This is a genomic window from Legionella beliardensis (genome assembly GCF_900452395.1).
Taxonomy (GTDB): domain Bacteria; phylum Pseudomonadota; class Gammaproteobacteria; order Legionellales; family Legionellaceae; genus Legionella_C; species Legionella_C beliardensis.
The window spans coordinates 2,437,254-2,459,409 of record NZ_UGNV01000001.1 but is presented as its reverse complement, the minus strand read 5'-3'; the positions used below and the strand labels follow the sequence as shown (position 1 = coordinate 2,459,409).

Genomic DNA, 22,156 nt, shown 5'->3' with positions numbered 1-22,156 from the left:
ATAATGCATAACCAATATAATTCAATGGTAAGGCCAGATAAATAGTTATTATAGTCTGTTATTCTACATCTTGCTTTAATTCTTGCTCTTACTGTTACCATTAATTCCTAAATGCTTTGATTTTTATCAAGGTACTCAGGTTAATCAATGTCACTGAAGTAGGAAAGCGTTGATATAGACTGTTAGTATAAAGCTATTCATTTTTTCACTTTAATCAGGGAAGCCTTTGACCATTTAACATTTATAAGCATACAAAAAAGTAATCTTTAAGCCATCCAGTATTATATTAAAAGCAGACCATACGCAGGCCACTGCAACTAGTACAGTGCATACTTTTATACTTAACTAAGCTTTGACGGCATAATTTTATGCGCAGCATTAAGTTTTATCACCTTAATTGCTTTAACAAAGCTCATCGGTATTAAGCATGTCTAACGTGCATAGGTATCTGAGAGCCATGATATCAGTTAATGGGCTCTAAATACTGATTGCTTCCTTATATCATTCACTAAAGAGAAGCGCGTTTCTATAGTAGTTGCACCGATTAATTATCTGCAACTAAACATTTTTAATCATTTATGCGTTATAATTCGGTCACAAGAATAATATATATTCTTGCAACTCTGTATATTATCAAAAAAAAAAGCAACAGCAAATAGGTTTAATTAGAATGAGCGATGTACAATATCAGACTATCCATGCTAATGATGAGGGGCAACGGTTAGATAATTATCTAATGAAAATGTTAAAAGGGGTTCCTAAAAGTCATATTTACCGTATCATTCGAGGTGGTGAAGTTCGGGTCAATAAGAAACGAGCGCAGCCTTCGGTAAAATTAGCCCTAGGTGATTGTATTCGTATTCCACCTATTCGAGTTGCAGAGGAAAAGACTGTCTTTGTTGGTGTTAAACTTGAAAAACAATTACAAGAAGCTATTATTTTTGAAGACAGTGGGCTCTTAGTCATTAATAAACCAGCAGGTATTGCAGTTCATGGTGGGAGTGGCGTAAGTCTTGGGGTTATTGAGGCATTACGTAAGATGCGCAGTGACTTAACGTATCTTGAGCTAGTGCATCGCCTAGATAGAGAGACATCGGGCTGCTTATTATTGGCTAAGAAAAGAAGCGTATTACGTACCTTACAAGCAGCTTTAGTCAATCATGAAGTTACTAAAACATATTGGGCTTTACTCGCTCACCCTTGGCAAGGCAGTAAAACACAGGTTGTAAATGCAAGTCTTAAGAAAAACACGTTAAAATCAGGGGAACGGCTTGTTACTATCGCTGAAGAAGGGAAGCCCTCCCAAACCACATTCAAATTACTGGAAAATTTTCAGCATGCCTGTTGGGTAGAAGTAACGCCTAAAACGGGTCGCACGCATCAAATTAGAGTTCACAGTGCTTTTTTAGGGCATGCAATTATTGGTGATGAGAAATATAGTAAATCATCCGCAGTAGAAGATATGATTAGAGGATCTGTAAGACTTTATTTGCATGCTCGAGCAATTCAATTTACTCTAAACAATAAAGAACATCGTTATGAAGCAAAACTAGATAATCGATTTGCGCAGACTATAGAACAATTACGTTCGGAGTTTAACACGTTATGAGTAAGCAATATCGCTTAGTAGTGTTTGATTGGGAAGGTACCTTAGGTGACACCCTAGGCCAAGTACTGCATTGCATGGCTAGTGAAGCTAAGCGCTTAAATTATGGTGAATTAGACGAAGCCTTGGTGCGACAATCTGTTGAGTTAGGTTTAGCTCATGCAATAAAAAGATTATTTCCTTCTCTAAGCTCGATAGAGCAAGAGCAGCTGTTAAAAGCAATACAGCATGCTTTGATAAATCGTTCTCATGAGGTTTATTTAATTCCTGGTGCTAGAGAATTTGTACAGCAATTACATCAAGCAGGCATTAACTTAGCAATTGCAAGTAATAAGGGGCAAAATAGTCTTAACCGCGCGATCCAAAGCTCAGGTTTAGATGAATTTTTTAAAGTGGTTTGTTCGGCAGGACAAATGCCTCCTAAACCCTGCCCACAAATGCTTGAAGAAATTTTGCTAGCGTTTAATATAGATGTTAATCAAGCGGTGATGATAGGTGATTCAGTTAGTGACATCGAGATGGCAAGAACAATAGGTATGGATGCAATCGGTGTGAATTTTTATAACCAACAGCATTCTAATTTACTTCTCGAAAAAGGCGCTTTAGCTGTATTCGATAATTACCCACAGTTAGCTATTTATTTAAATGTTGCCGCTAGTTAATAGAATACAATCTAACTAAAGCTTAAACTGCTACGTGGGGACTCTATAGCAACCAGAATGCAATAATTAATGCTTTAAAGGTCTTTAGAAAAAGGAGATATGTGCCTGTGAATCCGCTAACCAGTTTGCCTAATATATTGACATTAATGCGTATTATTTTAATTCCTATTTTTATTTTAGTTTTTTATTTACCATTTGAGTGGGCACATGCTTTAGCAGCGATTATTTTTGCTTTAGCTAGTTTCACAGACTGGTTAGATGGCTATTTTGCTCGTAAATTAAAAATGATTTCGCCATTTGGCGCCTTTCTTGATCCAGTTGCGGATAAATTATTGATAGCCTGCACTTTATTATTATTAGTTGGCGCTAAGGATATTAATTATATTACGCTGCCTGCCATTATTATTGTTGGCAGAGAAATTGTTATTTCGGCTTTAAGGGAGTGGATGGCTGAAATAGGTAGTCGAGCAAGTGTTACTGTAAGCTACATAGGTAAAGTAAAAACTACGGTACAAATGGTAGCCTTGGTTTTATTGGTTGCTTTTGATCCGGCGACAACTTGGTGGGGCACACTTGGTTTTATTTCGCTTTATATTGCTGCCATTTTAACAATTTGGTCAATGGTAATCTACCTAACTATTGCTTGGCCTGAATTAACAAAAAAAAGTGAGGTTACTTATTGACAGGGCTTGAGATTTCGGTAGAATTGCAACCCGTAGATGCGCGGGAATAGCTCAGTTGGTAGAGCACAACCTTGCCAAGGTTGGGGTCGCGAGTTCGAGTCTCGTTTCCCGCTCCAAATTTAAGCGACTATAGTCGCTTTTTTTTTTAATCGGCCTTGAAATGTGGCTGTGTGGCAGAGTGGTTATGCAGCGGCCTGCAAAGCCGTGTACGCCGGTTCGATTCCGGCCTCAGCCTTCAAAATTAGCCCAGGTGGCGAAACAGGTAGACGCAAGGGACTTAAAATCCCTCGGAGGTTAAACTCCGTGCCGGTTCGACTCCGGCCCTGGGCACCAATTTTTGTAGCTTATAAATAGCGGATATTTCCCAAATCTAGGGGTATTTACCCATCCACAACATATGTAGGTTAGGCCATTCGGCCCAACAACAAATACTCATCAATTTCACACGCTCTCTATAATTTAAAACGAACGCTGAGCAGCTTTCATCAGCAAGCGTAGGTCGGACGCTTTGCCCATAGCCGTCAGGCTAAGCAAATATTTCTCTTAGAACCATAGAAAATAATATGTTTAAAGTACTTACGGTCTCGCAGCAGAGGTAAGTTTGGTTCCTTTTTGGAACGTGGTTGTGCATGGATGCACAACATCGAGCCGCATGGATGGTTTCGGCGCTTGCAAAAAGGGACCAAATTTACCTCTGCCTGCCTCAATCTTGACTCTTGGACGCTTAGCCTGACGGCTATGGGCGAAGCGCCTGACCTACGCTTGCTATACTTATATAAGCTAAAGAATAGGGCGTAAAAATGACTACTACATCAGAGGAAGATAGTGATTATGTTTTGCATGTTAATGATCTGGCATATCATTCATTAGAGCGCTATACGGGCTGCCCAACGTCTCAATTTCAGCCCTATATTTTATTAACCAATTTTACTAAATATTTAAGGCTCTTTGCTAATAGGACTAAAGGACATATTTACCATGGATCTATTATGTCTTGTTGTCATTCATTAAACGACAGAATTTCAATGATTAATTATAATATTGGTTCACCTAATGCAGCACTGATTACCCATTTATTATCTTTTATCAAGCCTACAGCCGTGATCATGCTTGGTTTATGTGGTGGACTACGTGATAACTATAAAATTGGTGAGTACTTTAATCCAATTGCTGCAATTAGAGGGGAAGGGACATCAAATGATTACTTACCACCTCAATGTCCAGCGCTTAGCTCCTTTATTATCCAGAAATTCATTACGATAGAACTAGAGCGACAAAATCTAACCTATCATAGTGGCGTTATTCACACAACCAATATGAGATTTTGGGAGTTTAATACAAAATTTAAAGAGATGCTTGTTGCAGAAAGGGTGCAAGCCATTGATATGGAATGCGCTACTTTATTTACCGTTGGTTTTTCTTGTAAAGTTCCTGTAGGTGCTTTAATGCTGATTTCGGATTTACCTCTAAAAGAAAAAGGAATTAAAACTAAAGAATTAGCTGCAACCATATTTAAGCGCTTAGCTAAATCGCATTTAGAATTAGGGATAACAGTTTTTCATACTATGCAAACGCATGAATCTGAAGGCTTTCATTATCAATTTTAATTACTGAGTTTAAACTGTCTAAAAAACTCATCTTTTTGCAGTGAACTTTTGGTAAAAGAAAATTAATTATTAGTGCATGTCACTATGAAGATTATACTTTGTAAGTAATAAGTAGCCTGGGTGAAACGAAGTGAAACTCGGGTTTCTATGTAAAACTTTACACCCAGACTTGTCTAGTTTCTTTAAAATATCTATGTATTTAGAGCAGCTCGACCATTACCACTTATTATGATGGCCTTTATTGTAGTCATTGTAATTGTTTTTGCAGTGTTTAATATAGCAATGGCCTGACCAGCCTTCGCTGCGATTATGGCATTTCCACATTGCTTTGCCACCAGCTTTCTTGAGTGCTTTTTTGGGCCACTCGGCATAACCATTAGCAAAAAACGCCTCGCCAGTATGTTTATTAACTGCTTTACAGGTTGCTTCAGCTGCGAAAGCATTGACACTTAGGCCACAAGCACTTAGTAAGATTAATCCATTTATTGTTTTCATATTGTCCTCCCTTAGAAGTTAAGTGATAAGTTAACGACTTTTACTTCTAAGAGAGATTATAGGCGTAAAATGATCAAATTGTTTTTATTTTGATGCTATGGCTTTGATAATTTATTAGATTTTTAATGTTAGCAAGGTGATTCATCGCGTGCAGAGCGACTCATTAGATTATTTACAGCCTGTATTGGAGTAACTTTATTTTGTAATAGTGCTTCTACTTGCATACAAATAGGCATTTCAACATGATATTGCCGAGCTAAGTTGCACACTTGGGTAGCATTATACTTTCCTTCAACAACTTGACCAATTTGGCTTTCTGCTTCTGATAAGTTTACACCTTGACCTAAATGTAAGCCAAAACGACGGTTACGGGATTGGTTATCCGTGCAGGTTAAAACTAAATCACCAACACCAGCTAAACCAATAAATGTTTCTTCCCGAGCACCTAAAGATAGGCCTAAGCGGCTCATCTCAGCGAGCCCTCTGGTAATTAAAGCTGCTTTTGCATTAGCACCAAACCCCAAACCATCACTAATGCCGCAAGCAATGGCTAGCACATTCTTAACAGCACCACATAATTGGACGCCAATAATATCCGTACTAAGGTAAACACGTAAATTTTGTTGATGAAGTAAGCTTTGTAAGTGTTTTTGCAAAGGGAGATGGTTGCCTGCCAATGTTAGTGCTGTAGGCAGTAAAGTAGCTACTTCTTTCGCAAAAGAAGGGCCTGCGATAGCTGCAACTGGGTATGATTCCCCCCAGCGCTTAGCAACTAATTCGCTTAGTAAATAATTAGTGCTAGGATCAAGGCCTTTAGTTAACCAAGCAAGCCCATTTTGGGGCTTATCTAGCTGGCTTAACAAGTCAGCAAAAGCATGTGAGGGCACAGCTATTATAGTAATTGCTGCCTGATCTAAGCAGTCTGCTAAATTTAGAGTAGGATATAATGAATCAGGAAAAAGGATTGCAGGTAGATAACGCTGATTTTGCCGTAAGTGTTGCATTTCCATTATATGTTGGGGGTTATGCCCCCACAACATGACACGATGTCCATAGTGGGCTAAGTGAATCGCTACTGCAGTCCCCCACGAACCTGCACCCAAAATGGCAATCGTATTTTCTTTCATGACAACTTAACAATTAATGGGCAGCTTCTGTGGCTTGGCTACGTTTTTGTTCAAGTTGTTGCGCGTAAAGTGCGTCAAAATTAATAGGCGCTAAAACCAGTTGAGGGAAACTACCTCGAATGACTTCAGATGTAATCGCTTCACGTGCATAAGGAAAAAGAATACTAGGGCAGAAGCTTCCTAATAAATGATCTAATTGTGGACCTGCCGCACCTTGAATCGTAAAAATACCAGCTTGCTTAACTTCAGCTAAGAAAGCCACAGCGTTTTGATTTTTAACGGTAGCAGTTAACGTTAATACTACCTCATAAACATCTTTTTCTAAGGTATTGTGAGCCGTATTTATATCTAAAGTAAGCTCAGGTTCCCATTTTTGCTGGAATACGGCAGGCGTGCCTGGCGCTTCAAATGATGAATCCTTAATATAAACACGCTGAATCATAAACTGGGCTTCAGCATTTTGTGCGGTTGGGTTTACTTGGTCATTCATAATTTTTCCTAGTCTTTTAAAAGTTTATCTAATCGGCCTTTGCTTTCAAGTGCATATAAATCATCACAGCCGCCTATTGCTTGATCGTTAATGAAAATCTGAGGGACAGTTCGCCTGCCGCTTCTAGCCATCATTTCAGCTCTTTTTTCAGGTTCCTCATCAACACGAATTTCTTGATAGTTAACTCCTTTGCTATCTAGTAACTGCTTAGCACGCATACAATAAGGGCAGTATGACGTACTGTATATAATAACGTTAGCCATCTTTATTTTCCTTTTACTAGCGGTAAATCTGCATTTTGCCAGGCGCTAATTCCTCCTGAGAGGATGACAGGTTGGGTAAAGCCCTGCTGGCGTAATTTAGTAGCTAAATTCTTAGATTCTAAGCCGCGTGCACAAACTAAGATCACAGGTTTTGTCTTGTATTTATCCATTTGATTTTTATTAAAACTTTCAGGTGTTGCGCGAATAGCATTAATAATGTGGCCTTTACGATAATTTTCTTCATCTCGTAAGTCAATTACAACTGCATTATTGTCATTTATAAGTTTTACTGCAGTTTGTGGATCAACTTCTTGGGCTTGTTTCTTTTGCTCTTTAAACTCGTTAATAAAAATAGCAATAAATACGACTATCAAAAGAACCCATAATAACCAATGGTTAACAATAAAATGACCTATTTGCGCCATAATCAACTCAATATAATCTAGATAGTCGCAAATTATGCTTACAATAGTATTGTAACGCAAGTATCAAATGTAATTGACTGTTAATAAACACCAGTTCGCGCCATTTCTTGTAAGCGTCGAATACGCTCAGCAGTGACAGGGTGTGTAGAAAACAATTCTGCAATTCGCTGGCTACTTAAAGGGTTAACAATAAACATATGAGCTGCGTTAGGATGCTCTTGGGCCTCGGTAAACTGGCCTTGTTGATTGGCAAGATCTAATTTGGCGAGTGCGCTAGCTAACCAAAGTGGCTGACCACATAATTTTGCCCCAGCAGCATCTGCTTCATATTCTCGCGAACGAGACACAGCCATCTGAATTAAACCGGCTGCCAAGGGTGCTAGTATCATCATGGCAAGGCTTGCAATTGCGTTTGGCCTTCCTTCTTCAGAACTGTGGTTAAACATTGATGTCCACATGAACATATTGGCTATGCTGCTGATAGCGCCTGCAATAGTCGCCGATATTACATTAATTAACGTATCACGATTAAGTACATGCGACATTTCATGTGCTAAAACGCCTGTTACTTCTTCATGGGTCATTCTATCTAATAAGCCTGAGGTCACTGCAATACTTGCATGTTCTGGATTACGTCCTGTGGCAAACGCATTAGGTGTTGGATTATCTATGTAATAGACTTTAGGTAAAGGTGTGTTTGCTTTAGCAGCAAGCTCGGCAACAATCTTATACACAGGATGACGGTCATCTAGTGGTTGCGCATTAAACATGCGCAGTACTATCTGATCAGAATACCAATAGGCACTAAAATTCATAATAAAAGCTAGGCCAAGTGCTATCATAAGGCCTGCTTTACCGCCTAGTAAGCTGCCTATTACTAATAATAGAGCTGTTAAACTTGCTAATAAGATAAATGTTCTAATATTGTTCATAATCTACATAATTTATCAGTTTTTAGTTAAGTATAGGCGGTTTAAGTCATTTTCAAGAGTTTTCTTCATAAAAAGTCATGACTTCTGGTAAAGGTTGCCCAACGGCCGCTGATGGAAATTTTATTTTTAACAAGGCAGCTAAAGTAGGTGCAATGTCGGTGGTAAAAACAGGCCTTGAGATTTGGCGCTTTTTAAACAAAGGATTAGAAAAGAGCATAGGAACATAACTATCATATTGCCAAGGGGTGCCATGACTTACCCGATCAGTACGGCTTGCTAGAGATTGATAAGGTGGTGGAACAATATAAATATCACCTGCTCGATTAGGAAAAGCCATTCTATCTACTTTGGCGCTTAACCAATTTTTCTCAACACCGGTTAGTGGAATTGGATAGGCCTGGAAGATGCCTGGCTGCTGTCTAAGAGCCTCAGCAAGGATTGAGCTTACTTGTTGTAAAGAGAGTTGGTGTTCATTAATGAGTTGATGATCTAAATATAAATAGGGTGGATCAAACGCTTGTAACGTCTGTGCTGGCAAATGAAAGTAATTAGTTAATATTTTTTCCGCCATGGTACGTATGTCTTTTTCATTTAAAGCCGGTATTTGCTGAAAATGATGATTTGTAAGATAAACTGGCGAATCGCTTACCCCATGATCTGCAGTTAAAATAATCAGGGTGTTTTGTAAGCCAACTTGCTCATCAATGGTTTTAAGAAGCTTAGCTAGTGTATGATCTAGACGTAGAATATTATCTTCAGATTCTAAGCTGTTTGGCCCAAATTGATGTCCAATCGCGTCAGTTGCTGAAAAACTAATGCCAAGATAGTCAGTGCGATTAGCAGACTTACCTAATTTTTCATTTTTAATAAGCGCAGTCGTAAAGTCTGCAGTTAATTCATCGGCATACGGTGACATTGATAGAAATTTATAATAAAACCTGTTATTGGCAGAATCCAAGTAATGTGGGAAGGATTGACCAAAACCTGGAAAGCGATTTTTAAACATAGGCGCTTTTTGAAACCGATAATAGCTAATATCTTTAGCTAATCCCCAGGTTTCGTTCTTAGCAGTGTAATGACGATTCCAATCTTCTACCCAATCTGGATAACTAGAGTAGTAGTAGTTGCTGGTGACAAACCCACCATTTGTCTTATCAAACCAAAACGCCTTACCCGCATGGCCGGCGAGCGTCACAGCTGCTCTATCTTTCAATGACACTGCAAAGCTTCGCCCTATTTGCGCCAAATCTATCTCATCACTTATAGTTGAGGCTTGTAAATTACGCGGCGAGCGTCCGGGTAATGTTGCTGTTGTGCGTGCGGTTGGCAATATAAACGTCGTTAAATCTTCGACACAGTAGGTCGCGGTTTTAGTTTGGCGATCAAACCAGTCATTAGCAATAATACCATGCAGAGAAGGGTAGCTTCCGGTAGCAATGGTCGCATGGCCAACGCAGGTGATGGTATTAGCATGGGGATGATGCGCATTACTATAGTCAATGCCATGCCCTAAAAGGTAGTTAAAGCCATCAGCTCCAAATTCAGAGCGGTATTGATGAATTAAATCACCTCGAAATTGATCAATTACAATTTGCACAATAAGCTTTGGTGGCGATGTCTCGGCAAAAACAGTATTGATAAAAATAAATAAAACAAAAAACAGCTTCTTCATTACAATCTCTTAAATTAATTCTAATAAATAATAACCAGTTGATTCAGTGGTCACTCTAGTTAATCTTTATTTAGGCTATGATATTAATGCCTAACATGCTAAAAGAGATTAGTCATGACGTAAATAGTTAATTAAGTATAATTGTCTAAATTTTTTTCGAAACGCTACTGCAACGGCCAATTGACAAATTGTGACAGTGAGTTTTAAACAACACTTTTCAACCAGCCTGGCCTTAATTAATGCAAATTACTAGAAAAAATAGGCAATAATCAAATAAAATCATCAGCTTACAAATTGATAAAATAGTATAAACAAAATGCATGACGAACGCGATTAATTAGTTTACACTCATTCTTGTGGGTTACCCCCAGACACGATTTTAATGGAGTTTTAAGGAGAGCGGAAATGAACTTCCAAGTAAAACCTCTTAACGATATAAAAAGAATATTATTGAGCGAAACAATCAAATTGTTGCAGCATCATGGCAAGCTTCCCGAAGACTATCAAATTAGCTTACAACCAGGAGATAAAATATTTCCGAATGAGGATATATTTACTGCAATCAGAAAGCTAGATAGTCCTCGTAATGCGCAAGTTGAGTTTCTTTGGCGTGCATTAGATGAGCTAGAGCGCATATCAACGATTGGATTTAATAATGAAAAATTAGTTCCTCACTACCGAGAAAGGTGTTTTACAGGTATTGCAATTGCTGTAGTAGATCAAATTTATAACTCATATAGATATCGTAGTCCTGACAAAAATAGCGTCTTTTATGAAGGTTTACAGCGGGCAGTTGGATTGCTACCAGAAGCCGCAGAAAAGGCGGAAAAAGAACAAAATACACTCGATCTAGCCAGTAAAGCCACGCTCATAGGTTGTGCCTTTAGGTTTTTAATGCCTTATCTTTTTGAGGATGCTTTACTGCAATTTATTCACGAATACGGCGAAGACGAAGTTAATCCATTTGCCGATATACCGGAGCAGTATTTAGGCGAGCTATTCAAAACGATAATAGATCTTAATCAGAAGACATATACAGAGGTGTATAAATCAGCGAAACAAAATACCTTAGAGAGAGCAGGACAAAAAGCGCTACATGCCAAACAAAAAGAAAAGGCAGAACAGGGGCCATCAAAGGGCTATTTTGGTATGAGAATATTTGGTAATTCAGCCCCCCCTACTAGTACTAATAATCCATCTGAGGCTACTAATTTACCTCCAACAAAAGCTGATGAACATCAAAAGTCTGCGACCTTAACTAATCCTTAAATTAATTAACACTACCCTAGGGTAGTGTTAATTTTCATTTATGAATAATCGGGTAGTGATGGTTAGCCCATTCAACAATGCCACCATTGACTGAATAAACATGCTTGTAACCCATAGCCATTAATTGTTGTGCTGAATTTAAGGAACGTACACCGGCTTTACAATGTAGATAAATTGGTTGGTCAACATCAGGAATACGGGTGGTAATGGCATGAGGAAGCTCATCTTTAGGAATATGAATTGCATTTGGTATATGCACTTCTTCCCACTCATCAAGCTCTCTCACATCGATTAAACAAAGATGGGCATCATTATCAAGTAATCGTTTTAATTCATGCACATCAATAGTAGGTACAGGTTGTTTTGGGTTCATAATAAGTCTCTCATCGTAGGTCTGGTTATTGTTGAGTGATGAATAAACCAATAAATAGCAGCTGTTACAACACCACCAAGTAATGTAGCAAAAGCCCAACTAGGTGCAGACACCAGAGCTAATCGTTGCCCCGTTTTATTTAAACTACCTGCATCACGAGCGACGGCACCAGCAAAAAGAACATGCAAAAGGGCATTAATAATTAGTAAAAGATATTTAAAATTTTCAATTTGGTTACTAAATTGCTGCGCTAATTCATTTAACATGGCTTCCCTTTTAATTAATCACGTATCATGCTTCATATGCTAGGGGATAACGCTTTTGTTGCGACTGACACCATGATAGCAGAAAAATAGCAAGAATGATGCTAAGAGCCGCGATACATTGAATTTGATTTGGTATTTCTTGAAAGATAAAAAATCCCCACCATAAACCTGTTAGTGCCACAACACCACCTGTTAAGCTATAAAAAACCGGGCCTGCAACATGGATTAATTTAAAAAAAAGAATATAACCTAAGCTCGATAATAGAATCTCTAGTAAAATAGCTTGCTTAGGCAGTGTGAACGGGGGCATGAGTGAATAAAAGGTATGTTGTTTAATTAAGATAGGAATAAGAATAAGGGTCGCTGTAATTAGCATGCCACAGGCAGCAGGGAGCGCATCTATCGTTTTTGGCTGATAAATACCAATATAAATAGAGCAACAAGCAAAAGACAGAGGGCTGATTAAAGTGATTAACGCCCAGTAAGAAACCAAGCCAGTGCTAGTTGGTGATAAAATGAGTAAAATACCGAGCATGCCTAAGGCTACAGCAATAATGCGTCTTAAATCAAATTGTTCTAACTTAAACATTAAAGCTAAAGGGTAAACGAGTAAAGGTACAGTATTAACCAGCACGGCCAATAATCCTGCTGGAATATGGTTGGCAACAAAATACATGTTAGTATTTGGAATGGTTATACCTAATAAACCACACATAAAATAATAAGGCCAATAAGCAGGCTTAAAAAGTGCTTTCTTCTGTTTCCATAAACATAAAATTGTTAACAACAGTGCCGGCCCTAGTGATTGCCAAAAGGCATAAGCAAGAGGGGGTACACTATTTATCATGGCATATTTGGCCAAGCTGTAGCCTGAACCCCAGATGAAGCCTAGTAAGACTAAAAGCAATAATGCTTGTTGCCCTTGATATAACAAATACAATGTTTTTTTCAAACCAACCTCATCTTAATGAATTTTTAAAGCCAAACTAATCTATTGTTAACATCTTAATGTATTAATAAAGTAAATTTTTACTAACCTCTCAACTAGAAATTAAGGTTTTACGAAGTCTACTCTTTCCTAATAGTCTTTTCATGGCTATTCTATAGTCTCTATAAATTACCTAAGTTTTTATATAACCATGAGTTCTATCTCAATCACAAGCGAGAGAAGCATGCTTTCTGATAATATTCCAGTTCCACATTTAACAACGGCGAACTCAGGGCCGCTATATCATGTGGAAAAAATAATTTTAAGCCAAGTAGCAACAATTGAATCATGGTTTAGGCAGAAATGGCAGGAAACCCCACCCCCTTTAACATCATCAGTTGATCTACGCCAGGCTGGCTTTAAATTAGCTCCAGTAGATACTAATTTATTTCCAGCAGGCTTTAATAATCTTAATCCTGATTTTTTACCCTTATGTATTCAAGCTGTACAATCAGTTTTATTTGATTATTTACCAAATTGTAGGCGAATACTTTTATTGCCAGAAAGTCATACTCGCAATCAGTTTTATTTGCAAAGTCTAAATGTATTAAAAAATATTTTAATACAGGCAGGCTTTATTGTTCGTATTGGTAGTCTTGATCCTGAAGTGACTACAGCACAAGAAATGGCCATTGAAGAAGGTGGGTCTATATTGGTTGAGCCGTTAATTCGTAAAGACGATAAAATTGGGCTTGCTAACTTTGAACCTTGTCTTATCGTTCTTAATAACGATTTGTCAACGGGCATACCGCCTATTTTACAAAATATAAAACAACGTATTCGCCCAACAGCCCAATTAGGCTGGTTTAGTCGCCTTAAATCCACCCATTTTCATTTTTTTGAACAAGTGGCCAATGAATTTGCGGACTTGGTTCAGTTAGACTCGTGGCTAATTAACCCTTATTTTAAAGCGGTTGATAATATTGATTTTATGGCGCAAGAAGGCCTTGATGAATTAGCTAATCAAGCGCACGAATTATTAACCAATATTAGAAATAAATACGATCACTATGATATTAATGAGCGGCCTTTTTTAGCTGTTAAAGCAGATAATGGTACCTATGGCATGAGTGTTATGATGATTCATGATGCAGATGAGCTGCGCCAATTGAATCGTAAGCAGCGAACGCGCATGGCAGCAAGTAAAGGTAGTCAAAAAGTAAATAAAGTCATTATTCAAGAAGGCATCTACTCCTTTGAAACCATGCCTAATGGCGCTGTTGCCGAACCTGTTGTTTATATGATTGGGCCTTTTGTAGTAGGCGGGTTTTACCGAGTACATCAAGGTCGCGGCAAGAGTGAAAATTTAAATGCGCCAGGCATGCATTTCGAACCATTAGCCTTTAAGCAACCCTGTAATATGCCACGCTATGAGTATGAGCCAGTTGATTCATGTCCTAATCGTTTTTATGCCTATGGGGTTATCGCGCGATTAGCAGCCCTCGCTGCCGCGCGCGAGATTGCAGCTATCGGAGGGGAGTAATGAAATTAGCAGTATTAATGGATCCACTGCATCTCTTAAAGCCTTATAAAGATACCACGGTAGCAATGCTTAAAAGCGCACAAGAATTAAGCTGGTCTTGTGCTTATTTTACCCCTCGCGATATTGTCTGTCGTGCGGGAGAAGCATATGCCAATGTAAGTAGCCTTACCATTCTTGATGAAAATCAAGCACACTGGGCCGAAACAACGCCACTAGGGGAACGCCCTTTAAGTGATTTTGATATCATTTTAATGCGCAAAGATCCGCCATTTGATATGGAATATATTTATAATACATATGCATTAGAATTGGCTGAGCAAGCTGGTGTTTTAATAGCAAATAAGCCACAAAGTTTACGTGACGCTAATGAGAAGTTTTTTACGCTTAACTTCAAGGCTTGTTGCCCCCCTACCTTAGTATCGAAAGATATAAATTATTTGCGGGCATTCTGGCAAGAGCATCGTGATGTCATTTTTAAACCATTAGAGGGAATGGGTGGGCAAGCTATTTTTCATGTTGATGAAAAAGGTGAAAATTTATCGGTCATTTTGGAGGTACTTACACGCCAGCAGTCAGTCAGTATTATGGCGCAAAAATACATTCCGCAAATAAAAACCTCTGGTGATAAGCGCATCATTGTTATTAATGGCGCACCTATTTCACATGCCCTAGCTCGTATGCCAGCGGAAGGAGAATTGCGCGGTAATTTGGCTGCTGGCGGGAGAGGCACCGTTGTTCCTATCACCGAACGTGATCGCTTTATTTGCCAAGAGCTAGCACCTACCCTACAAAAAAAAGGGCTTTATTTTGTTGGAATTGATGTAATAGGCGATTATCTCACGGAAATTAATGTAACAAGCCCAACCTGCGCTAAAGAAATAATGACTGCCACAGGCATAGACATTACCGGTATGTACTTGCAGTTTTTAGCAACCCTTGTTTCAAGCAAATCCTAGCTGACGCCACGCTTCAAATAAGATAATAGCAACAGCATTAGATAGATTTAAGCTGCGGCTATTTTTCTGCATAGGAATACGAATAGGAGTATAACTTTCTAGCATTGAGCTAGGCAAACCTCGAGTTTCTGGGCCAAATAAAAGTAAATCCTCGTCTTGATAAGTAATCGTATGATAATTTTGCTTGCCCTTCGTAGAGCATGCAAAAATTCGGCGATGTTTATTCTCATCGATAAATGCTTGTTCATTGTTATAATGAATAATGTTTGCCCATTCATGATAATCAAGACCAGCACGCCTCATTCTCTTATCATCTAACTCAAATCCTAAAGGGTGAATAAGGTGTAACTGCGCGCCACTGTTAGCGCATAAGCGAATGATATTACCCGTATTAGGTGGAATTTCAGGTTGATATAAAGCAATATGCAGCATTAGGTTAATTCTTAAGCTATAAAAAAATTGGCATAAGCATAAAGACACTTTCTTTTAACCGCAATAGCTAAGATTGCTGATAGATGATATGGACACTGGTTAAGCCACAGTGTTTTGGCTAGGGAAGGTAAATTAAAAAGAAAACGAATTACCACAGCTTAACTGTAGTGCCTATCGATGATGCAGTATGTAGCCTGGGTGAAACCTGGGTTACGGTCCTTAGGACCTGCACTCAGGCTACATCTAATATAGATACTGCGATTAAGCCACAGTATTTCGGGTGAAGGTACGATTAGATGGTATCAAAAAAAGAAAAAACCGAATTACCGCGGCTTGACCGCGGTATCCAATGTGGCAGAGGATTATAACTTAACTTGGTGTTTTATTTTCTGAGTTATGTGTCATCGTGCGCGTGGATTTATCTGCTGTATTATCATCTTTGGTTGCTAATAAATTATTCGTTTTATTAGTAATGATGCTATTAGTTACCTCATTAACTGATTTATCAGTGATTGCAACAACTGCTGCCTCTGTCTCAGAGCTATCCTCATCAACATAATCAGCGCCTGCCTCTTGAGTGTCTGACTCATCATCACCATCAATATAGAGGTCATCTGTATCAGAGTCGGTACTTGCCATTTCACCTGTAATCTGATAATTACGACTTTGTAAATACGCATCTCTTAAGAAGGTGTATTTATCTAGCGCTTCTTCTAATATATGATCGGTTTCTAAGTATTGAGAACGTAAGTCGACGTAGCGCAATCCTAATAAACTATAAAGTACGGCATGATTATCATAACTTATGTACGGATAGGGAGTTAAAAGGAAATATTCCCCAAGCATTCCGAAACCATCACGGACAGTACTTGGACCTAAAAAAGGAATGACTAAGTAGGGTGATTTTTTATTACCCCATTTGGCAAACGTGAGTCCTAAGTCGTTGCTATGAGGTGGCAAACTAAAACGAGCAGCAGCCACATCAAATAGGCCACCGATACCTAGGGTTGAATTAATTAAAAAGCGCCACGTGTCTTTGATAGCATAACTAAATTCAGCTTGTAGTATGTCATTAGCCACGGTTGGAATCATATTAACATTGTTATACGCATTATTAACACTGACTCTAATTGGCCCAGGAATAACCGCTTTATAAAACTTAGCGGGTGGTTTTAGCATTGTTGCGTCAAAGGCCATATTAAAATTATGAACTTTTCGATTAAAAGATTCATAAGGATCATCAGGGTTAGGCCCTTTATGGATACAGCTACATAACAGCAAAGAGCTTATTATAGTTGTTAGCTTTAAGTGCATGATGATTTTCTTTTAAAAGAAATTAACTTTGATGTTACACCACTTTAGCAGTCTTGCAAACTGAAGAATTAACCCTTTAAAGAGAAATGCTTATACATCATCTTAGCTCAAAATCTAGATGAAAAACCAACACATTCAATTCAATAAATCTATTCAAATTGCATGATAAACGTGACTGGCCCATCATTGCACAAAGTTACTTGCATATCAGCGCCAAATTCACCACAAGCAATAGGTGAGTATTGCTCACGTGCAAGGGCTATCAATTCTGTAAATAACCTTCTTCCCTGTTCTGGCGGCGCTGCTTTTGAAAAACTGGGGCGCAAGCCAGAGTTTGTTTCTGCTAAAAGCGTAAATTGTGGTACAAGTAGTAACCCGCCTTGTACTTGCGCAATGGTTAAATTCATTTTTCCTTGCTCATCAGAGAAGATTCGATAGTTTAAGCATTTTCTCAACATGGCATGAAGCGTTTGTAAGGAGTCTGAAGGCGCAAAACCACATAAAATTAATAAACCATGGTCTATTTTAGCGATAGTAGTTCGTTCAACATCAACAGAGGCCTGTTTAACACGTTGTATAACAGTTATCATAAGCAGTTATTTTGATAGGCAAGTTGCTTGGTTGCTGTAATTAGAGCATCAATAATACCAGGCTCACAATAGGAGTGACCTGCTTCTCTAACAATACTCAGTTGCGATAAGGGCATCATCTGATGCAGTTCCCAAGCATGAGTTAAAGGGCATACCATATCATACCGCCCATGAATAAGGTAAGCAGGGATGTGTTTTACTTTATCTATGTTATTTAATATTTGATTTTCTTCAATAAAATAATGATTAGTTAAATAATAAGATTGTAGTGTTGCGAGTGCTAGGGCAAAGTGCGGTTCAGTGTATTCTTCAATAAAATTGACGTGCACTTGCAAGCAACTACAACGTGCCTCCCACAGGGCCCAATTTTTTGCCGCTGCCATACGTGCTAATTCATTATCGCCCTGTAAGCAGTTCGTATAATAGTCAATAATTTGCTTTCTTTCTTCAACAGAAGCAAGTTCAATAAATTCTTTCCAATAATCAGGATAAATAATATTGGCGCCTTTTTTATAAAACCAATCAATATCCTGCTGCCTACCTAAAAACACACGCTGAAATAAGAAACTATTCACATTGTGCGGATATTTTTGAGCGTATAAAAGAGCAAGCAAAGCGCCCCAACCAATGCCAAATAATATAATATGTTGTAGTTTAAGAAAATGACGAATAGTTTCAATATCTTCAACTAAGAGCTCGGTGTTATTATTTTGCAGTTCAGCATGCGGGGTTGAGCGGCCACATCCTCTTTGATCAAAAATAATGATACGATAAAGCTCAGGATCGAAAAAACGTCTTAAAGTGATATCCCCGCCAGCGCCTGGGCCTGCGTGTAAGATGACAACAGGTATTCCTTCTGGATTTCCCGTTTCTTCAACATAGAGAACATGCGGTTTACCTACAGGAAGTTCATAGCATTTATAAGGTTTAATAATTGGATAGAGGTTTTGCATAATTCTCTCAGTATTATACTTTCATTAACAACAGAAATAAGAACAAAATTATTTCGGGAGTTAGTTTGCTAATACGTTTTAACACGCTTAGTCTATGTTTAATAAATATACTCTAATATTAGATTACTTAGCGCTTAGAAGTCTATTTTTAAAATATTTCTATATAGCTTTGTCTTTATGAACCAAATTAAAGATAATGCACCATTTAGCATTAAAAGGTTATGAGTTACATGACAGCATTCCTTGACGGATTAAATGACGAGCAGCGTAAAGCGGTCACCGCGTCTTTAGGCAATACATTGGTGTTAGCCGGAGCCGGAAGCGGTAAGACCCGAGTATTAATCAGTCGTATTGCCTGGTTAATAGAGCACCACATGATGTCACCATATGCCATTTTAGCGGTAACATTTACCAATAAAGCCGCAGGTGAAATGAAAGCACGGCTTAATCAATTACTCAATGCGCCTTTAATGGGATTGTGGGTAGGGACGTTTCATAGCCTTTGCCATCGTTTATTAAGGCGCCATTACCAAGCTGCCCAATTACCTGAACATTTTCATATTTTAGATAGTGACGATCAGATACGGATTATTAAGCGAGTTATTGCTGCTTTGAAGTTAGATCCCGAGCAGTGGCCGTTTAAGCAAGCGCAAGCTTTTATTAATAACAAGAAGGATGAAGGTTTACGTCCCCATCATATCCAACCTTTATCTTATGGCCCAACGCGCACCTTACTGCAAATTTATAAAAGTTATGAAGAGGCTTGCGCCCAGGCAGGGGTGATTGATTTCGCTGAGCTATTATTACGAACGCATGAATTATTACGCAATAATCCCGATATTTTGGCGCACTATCAGCAACGCTTTCATGCTATTTTAGTTGATGAGTTTCAAGATACCAATGCCATTCAGTATTCATGGATTCGCCTACTCGCAGGAGATCATGCGTCAGTAATGGCAGTAGGGGATGATGATCAGTCCATTTATAGCTGGCGAGGGGCACGCGTTGAAAACATTCAGCAATTTTCAGAAGATTTTAAACACACAGAAGTAATTCGGCTTGAACAAAATTACCGTTCTACGTCTACTATTCTTAGTGCCGCTAATGCATTAATTGAAAATAATAATACGCGGATGGGCAAAGAGTTATGGACAGCCGGAACTGCTGGCGAAAAGATTATTGTTTACAGTGCTTTTAATGAGTTGGATGAAGCGCGTTTTGTCAGCGAACGCATTGCTATGGCCATTAAACAAGGTTTAAATCCAAATGACATGGCTGTCTTATATCGCTCCAATGCGCAATCCCGAGTCATTGAAGAAGCCTTATTGCGGGCAGGAATTGCTTATCGCATTCATGGTGGCGTACGCTTCTTTGAACGTGCAGAAATTAAGGATACGCTGGCTTATTTAAGATTAATAGCTAATTACGATGATGTGGCAGCGTTTGAGCGGGTGATTAACTTCCCAGCGCGTGGTATTGGTGAAAAAACGCTAGACGATATAAGGGATTTAGCGAAACAAGAGCAGCTATCCTTGTGGCAGGCTGCAAATAAAATGCTACAAGAAAAACGATTGCCGTCGCGCGCAGCCCTTGCCTTAATGAAATTTATCACCTTAATTGTAAACTTAAAGCAAAAAATCCAAACGATGGCATTAGATGAACAGATTAGTACAGTCATTAAAGACAGCGGATTGTATGATCATTTTGCTAAAGTGAAAAATGATAAGGCAGAGTCTAGATTAGATAACTTGCAAGAATTGATTAATGCAGCTAAGCAATTTCGTTATGAGCAAGATACTGAAGAGCCTATACCAATATTAGTAGCATTTTTAGCCCATGCTTCTTTAGAAGCAGGCGAAATGCAAGCGCAAGAACATGAGCAATACGTGCAATTAATGACGCTACATGCAGCAAAAGGCCTAGAATTTCCAATCGTATATTTAGTAGGCTTGGAAGAAGGGTTATTTCCTAGTAGGCAATCTGTTGAAGAACCCGGTCGCCTAGAAGAAGAGCGTCGTTTATGTTATGTAGGCATGACCCGCGCTATGCAGAAGTTAATTGTCACTTATGCCGAGATTCGCAGACAATATGGTCGCGAAGAATACCATAAGCCATCACGCTTTTTGCGAGAAATACCGGAAGAATTGCTTGATGAAATCCGAGTCAGTGCTCGTTTTCAAGCGCCTATCATTAAACCTGCGACTGACAAATCCTCGCTAATGACTGCGAAAGAAGCAGGTATAAAAATAGGCCAAGCTGTGTCGCATGCTAAATTTGGCCAGGGTAAGGTTTTATCAGTCGAAGGTAGTGGTGCCCATACGCGGGTACAGGTTAAATTTAAAGTACATGGGGTTAAGTGGTTAGTTTTAGCTTATGCAAATCTAACACTTGAAGGGTGTGCATCATAGCAGTTAACCATGTGGCTTAGGTATAAAGCAGCTATTTCTTGTTTGGCTAGCTCATAAGAAATTATTGCAATAAATTACATCTAACCTAAGAGATTAGGTTTAATTCTTGTTTAAATTCAACTTAAACTTGAATTTAAACTAAGCTGATGCTACGTTTGCGCATAGCAAAATAAAACTAACGGGAGAGGTTGTGAAATTAAAAACTTTAGTAACAGCAAGTGCGCTGATGGCAATTACTGTTTCACCAACATTAATGGCTGCTAATAGTAATAATACATCGAATACAACAACTAGTAGCTTCACGGATGCGCAAAAAAAAGATATTCAAAAAGTGGTACATGATTATTTAGTAAATAATCCAGAAGTACTTATTGAAGCTTCACAAGCATTACAACAAAAACAACAGCAAACAATGCAGCAAGAAGCGCAACAAGCTATTTCGCAGAATACTCAACAGTTATTTACTGACCCACTAACGGTAGTAGGTAACCCTAAAGGTGACGTAACCTTAGTTGAATTCTTTGATTATCAATGCATTCATTGTAAAAAAATGTCGCCTGTCATTAATGACCTTATTAAAAAGAACAGTAATCTAAAAGTGGTTTATAAAGAATTTCCAATTTTTGGTAAAAGTTCTGAAAATGCATCTCGGGCTGCTTTAGCGGCTGCTATGCAAGGTAAGTACTTACAAATGCATGAAGCCTTATTTAATCAAGAACAACGTCTAAATGATCAGTCTATTGAAAATGCGGCTAAATCAATCGGTTTAGACATGAATAAATTTAAAACGGATATGAACAGCAAAACAGTGACTGATGCACTTGATGCCAATCGCCAGCTTGCTGAGAAATTACGTTTGATGGGCACACCTGCTTTCATTATTGGTTCAACACCTGCTGGCCAATTTAAACAAGGCAGCCAACCTACGTTTATCCCTGGCGCTGCAAGCCCTGAATCCTTACAGGAATTAATTAATAAAGCTGGTTCTGGCAACAATAATAGTTAATTCTATTGGCTCATTATCCGATTAATAGATTTAAATTATTCCAATCTATAAGCTGCAGTTAAATACTGCAGCTATCAATTGCAAAGCAATCTAAAGCAAAATCTACTGGTTATACAAGCGGCTTATTAAGCTTTTAGTTGAAAAAAGGGCAGTTTA

At 38.5% G+C, this 22,156-nt stretch carries 22 protein-coding genes, 3 tRNA genes and 1 pseudogene; 12 read left to right on the top strand and 14 right to left on the bottom strand.

Features of this window, described 5'->3' with window-relative positions; genetic code table 11:
* The first annotated feature begins 670 nt into the window (after positions 1–670).
* The 7 genes from DYE47_RS10825 (at position 671) to DYE47_RS10795 (ending at position 4,558) form a co-directional block, all read left to right on the top strand.
* On the top strand, positions 671–1,609 hold the full coding sequence (locus tag DYE47_RS10825; RefSeq protein ID WP_115303299.1) for an RluA family pseudouridine synthase: 939 nt from the start codon (positions 671–673) through the stop codon (positions 1,607–1,609).
* A complete protein-coding gene (locus DYE47_RS10820) occupies positions 1,606–2,268 on the top strand; it encodes an HAD family hydrolase (protein ID WP_115303298.1) in 663 nt (220 codons plus the stop codon). Before DYE47_RS10825 ends, DYE47_RS10820 begins: the two co-directional genes overlap by 4 nt.
* A gap of 107 nt (positions 2,269–2,375) precedes the next feature.
* Entirely contained in the window at positions 2,376–2,951 is a 576-nt protein-coding gene (gene pgsA / locus DYE47_RS10815; protein WP_115304074.1) for a CDP-diacylglycerol--glycerol-3-phosphate 3-phosphatidyltransferase, read from the top strand.
* Positions 2,952–2,991: 40 nt separating this feature from the next.
* Positions 2,992–3,067 (top strand) — tRNA-Gly (locus DYE47_RS10810).
* 48 nt (positions 3,068–3,115) lie between these two features.
* Positions 3,116–3,186, top strand: a tRNA-Cys gene (locus DYE47_RS10805).
* A 9-nt stretch (positions 3,187–3,195) separates the two neighbouring features.
* Positions 3,196–3,284: transfer RNA gene (locus DYE47_RS10800), tRNA-Leu, on the top strand.
* A 467-nt stretch (positions 3,285–3,751) separates the two neighbouring features.
* Complete coding sequence (locus DYE47_RS10795) at positions 3,752–4,558, top strand: AMP nucleosidase (protein WP_115303297.1); 807 nt, start codon at positions 3,752–3,754, stop codon at positions 4,556–4,558.
* Between the two features lie 216 nt (positions 4,559–4,774).
* On the opposite strand, the gene DYE47_RS10790 is transcribed toward DYE47_RS10795, so the two are convergent.
* The 7 genes from DYE47_RS10790 to DYE47_RS10760 all read right to left on the bottom strand — a co-directional run bounded on the left by DYE47_RS10790 (position 4,775) and on the right by DYE47_RS10760 (position 9,962).
* Positions 4,775–5,053 (bottom strand): hypothetical protein, encoded by a 279-nt coding sequence (locus DYE47_RS10790; protein ID WP_115303296.1) that lies wholly within the window; start codon positions 5,051–5,053, stop codon positions 4,775–4,777.
* A 128-nt stretch (positions 5,054–5,181) separates the two neighbouring features.
* Entirely contained in the window at positions 5,182–6,180 is a 999-nt protein-coding gene (locus tag DYE47_RS10785; RefSeq protein WP_115303294.1) for an NAD(P)H-dependent glycerol-3-phosphate dehydrogenase, read from the bottom strand.
* Positions 6,181–6,193: 13 nt separating this feature from the next.
* Positions 6,194–6,670 carry a protein-export chaperone SecB gene (gene secB, locus DYE47_RS10780; RefSeq protein WP_115303292.1) on the bottom strand — a complete coding sequence of 159 codons (477 nt, stop codon included), beginning with the start codon at positions 6,668–6,670 and terminating at the stop codon, positions 6,194–6,196.
* Positions 6,671–6,678: 8 nt separating this feature from the next.
* On the bottom strand, positions 6,679–6,933 hold the full coding sequence (gene grxC / locus DYE47_RS10775; RefSeq protein ID WP_115303290.1) for a glutaredoxin 3: 255 nt from the start codon (positions 6,931–6,933) through the stop codon (positions 6,679–6,681).
* 2 nt (positions 6,934–6,935) lie between these two features.
* Complete coding sequence (locus DYE47_RS10770; RefSeq protein WP_115303288.1) at positions 6,936–7,358, bottom strand: rhodanese-like domain-containing protein; 423 nt, start codon at positions 7,356–7,358, stop codon at positions 6,936–6,938.
* An 80-nt stretch (positions 7,359–7,438) separates the two neighbouring features.
* On the bottom strand, positions 7,439–8,293 hold the full coding sequence (gene htpX, locus DYE47_RS10765) for a zinc metalloprotease HtpX (protein ID WP_165482045.1): 855 nt from the start codon (positions 8,291–8,293) through the stop codon (positions 7,439–7,441).
* Between the two features lie 49 nt (positions 8,294–8,342).
* Positions 8,343–9,962, bottom strand: a complete 1,620-nt coding sequence (locus tag DYE47_RS10760) for an alkaline phosphatase family protein (protein ID WP_115303284.1) — start codon at positions 9,960–9,962, stop codon at positions 8,343–8,345.
* A gap of 405 nt (positions 9,963–10,367) precedes the next feature.
* Here DYE47_RS10760 and DYE47_RS10755 point away from each other — a divergent pair, with 405 nt between their 5' ends.
* A complete protein-coding gene (locus DYE47_RS10755; protein ID WP_115303282.1) occupies positions 10,368–11,231 on the top strand; it encodes a hypothetical protein in 864 nt (287 codons plus the stop codon).
* Between the two features lie 34 nt (positions 11,232–11,265).
* On the opposite strand, the gene DYE47_RS10750 is transcribed toward DYE47_RS10755, so the two are convergent.
* From DYE47_RS10750 to DYE47_RS10740, 3 genes are read right to left on the bottom strand one after another with little or no spacing between them, the layout of a single operon-like run.
* Positions 11,266–11,604, bottom strand: a complete 339-nt coding sequence (locus DYE47_RS10750; protein WP_115303280.1) for a rhodanese-like domain-containing protein — start codon at positions 11,602–11,604, stop codon at positions 11,266–11,268.
* A complete protein-coding gene (locus DYE47_RS10745) occupies positions 11,601–11,870 on the bottom strand; it encodes a hypothetical protein (RefSeq protein WP_115303278.1) in 270 nt (89 codons plus the stop codon). Before DYE47_RS10745 ends, DYE47_RS10750 begins: the two co-directional genes overlap by 4 nt.
* Before the next feature lie 25 nt (positions 11,871–11,895).
* Positions 11,896–12,822, bottom strand: coding sequence for a DMT family transporter (locus DYE47_RS10740; RefSeq protein ID WP_242604196.1), 927 nt, complete (start codon positions 12,820–12,822; stop codon positions 11,896–11,898).
* Positions 12,823–13,042: 220 nt separating this feature from the next.
* Here DYE47_RS10740 and gshA point away from each other — a divergent pair, with 220 nt between their 5' ends.
* Together gshA and gshB are read left to right on the top strand one after the other, a co-directional pair.
* Positions 13,043–14,341: a glutamate--cysteine ligase gene (gene gshA, locus DYE47_RS10735; RefSeq protein ID WP_115303274.1), complete on the top strand. Its 1,299-nt coding sequence runs from the start codon at positions 13,043–13,045 to the stop codon at positions 14,339–14,341.
* Entirely contained in the window at positions 14,341–15,297 is a 957-nt protein-coding gene (gene gshB / locus DYE47_RS10730) for a glutathione synthase (RefSeq protein ID WP_115303272.1), read from the top strand. The genes gshA and gshB overlap by 1 nt, the downstream gene beginning before the upstream one ends.
* Here gshB and trmL read toward each other — a convergent pair.
* The 4 genes and pseudogenes from trmL to pip all read right to left on the bottom strand — a co-directional run bounded on the left by trmL (position 15,283) and on the right by pip (position 18,586).
* A complete protein-coding gene (trmL, locus tag DYE47_RS10725) occupies positions 15,283–15,729 on the bottom strand; it encodes a tRNA (uridine(34)/cytosine(34)/5-carboxymethylaminomethyluridine(34)-2'-O)-methyltransferase TrmL (protein ID WP_115303270.1) in 447 nt (148 codons plus the stop codon). The two genes, gshB and trmL, sit on opposite strands and share 15 nt — an antisense overlap.
* Positions 15,730–16,275: 546 nt before the next feature.
* Positions 16,276–17,043 (bottom strand): annotated as a pseudogene (locus DYE47_RS10720) (MlaA family lipoprotein); the annotation flags it as partial.
* 149 nt (positions 17,044–17,192) lie between these two features.
* Positions 17,193–17,633: a D-aminoacyl-tRNA deacylase gene (gene dtd, locus DYE47_RS10715; protein WP_115303266.1), complete on the bottom strand. Its 441-nt coding sequence runs from the start codon at positions 17,631–17,633 to the stop codon at positions 17,193–17,195.
* Positions 17,630–18,586 carry a prolyl aminopeptidase gene (gene pip, locus DYE47_RS10710; RefSeq protein ID WP_115303265.1) on the bottom strand — a complete coding sequence of 319 codons (957 nt, stop codon included), beginning with the start codon at positions 18,584–18,586 and terminating at the stop codon, positions 17,630–17,632. The genes dtd and pip overlap by 4 nt, the downstream gene beginning before the upstream one ends.
* 230 nt (positions 18,587–18,816) lie before the next feature.
* Between pip and uvrD the strand changes: the two genes are divergently transcribed.
* The gene (uvrD, locus tag DYE47_RS10705) at positions 18,817–20,994 is read left to right on the top strand and encodes a DNA helicase II (protein ID WP_423202356.1); all 2,178 of its coding nucleotides are present in this window, start codon (positions 18,817–18,819) and stop codon (positions 20,992–20,994) included.
* Positions 20,995–21,184: 190 nt separating this feature from the next.
* A complete protein-coding gene (locus DYE47_RS10700; RefSeq protein ID WP_115303263.1) occupies positions 21,185–22,000 on the top strand; it encodes a DsbA family protein in 816 nt (271 codons plus the stop codon).
* The last annotated feature ends 156 nt before the right edge of the window (positions 22,001–22,156 follow it).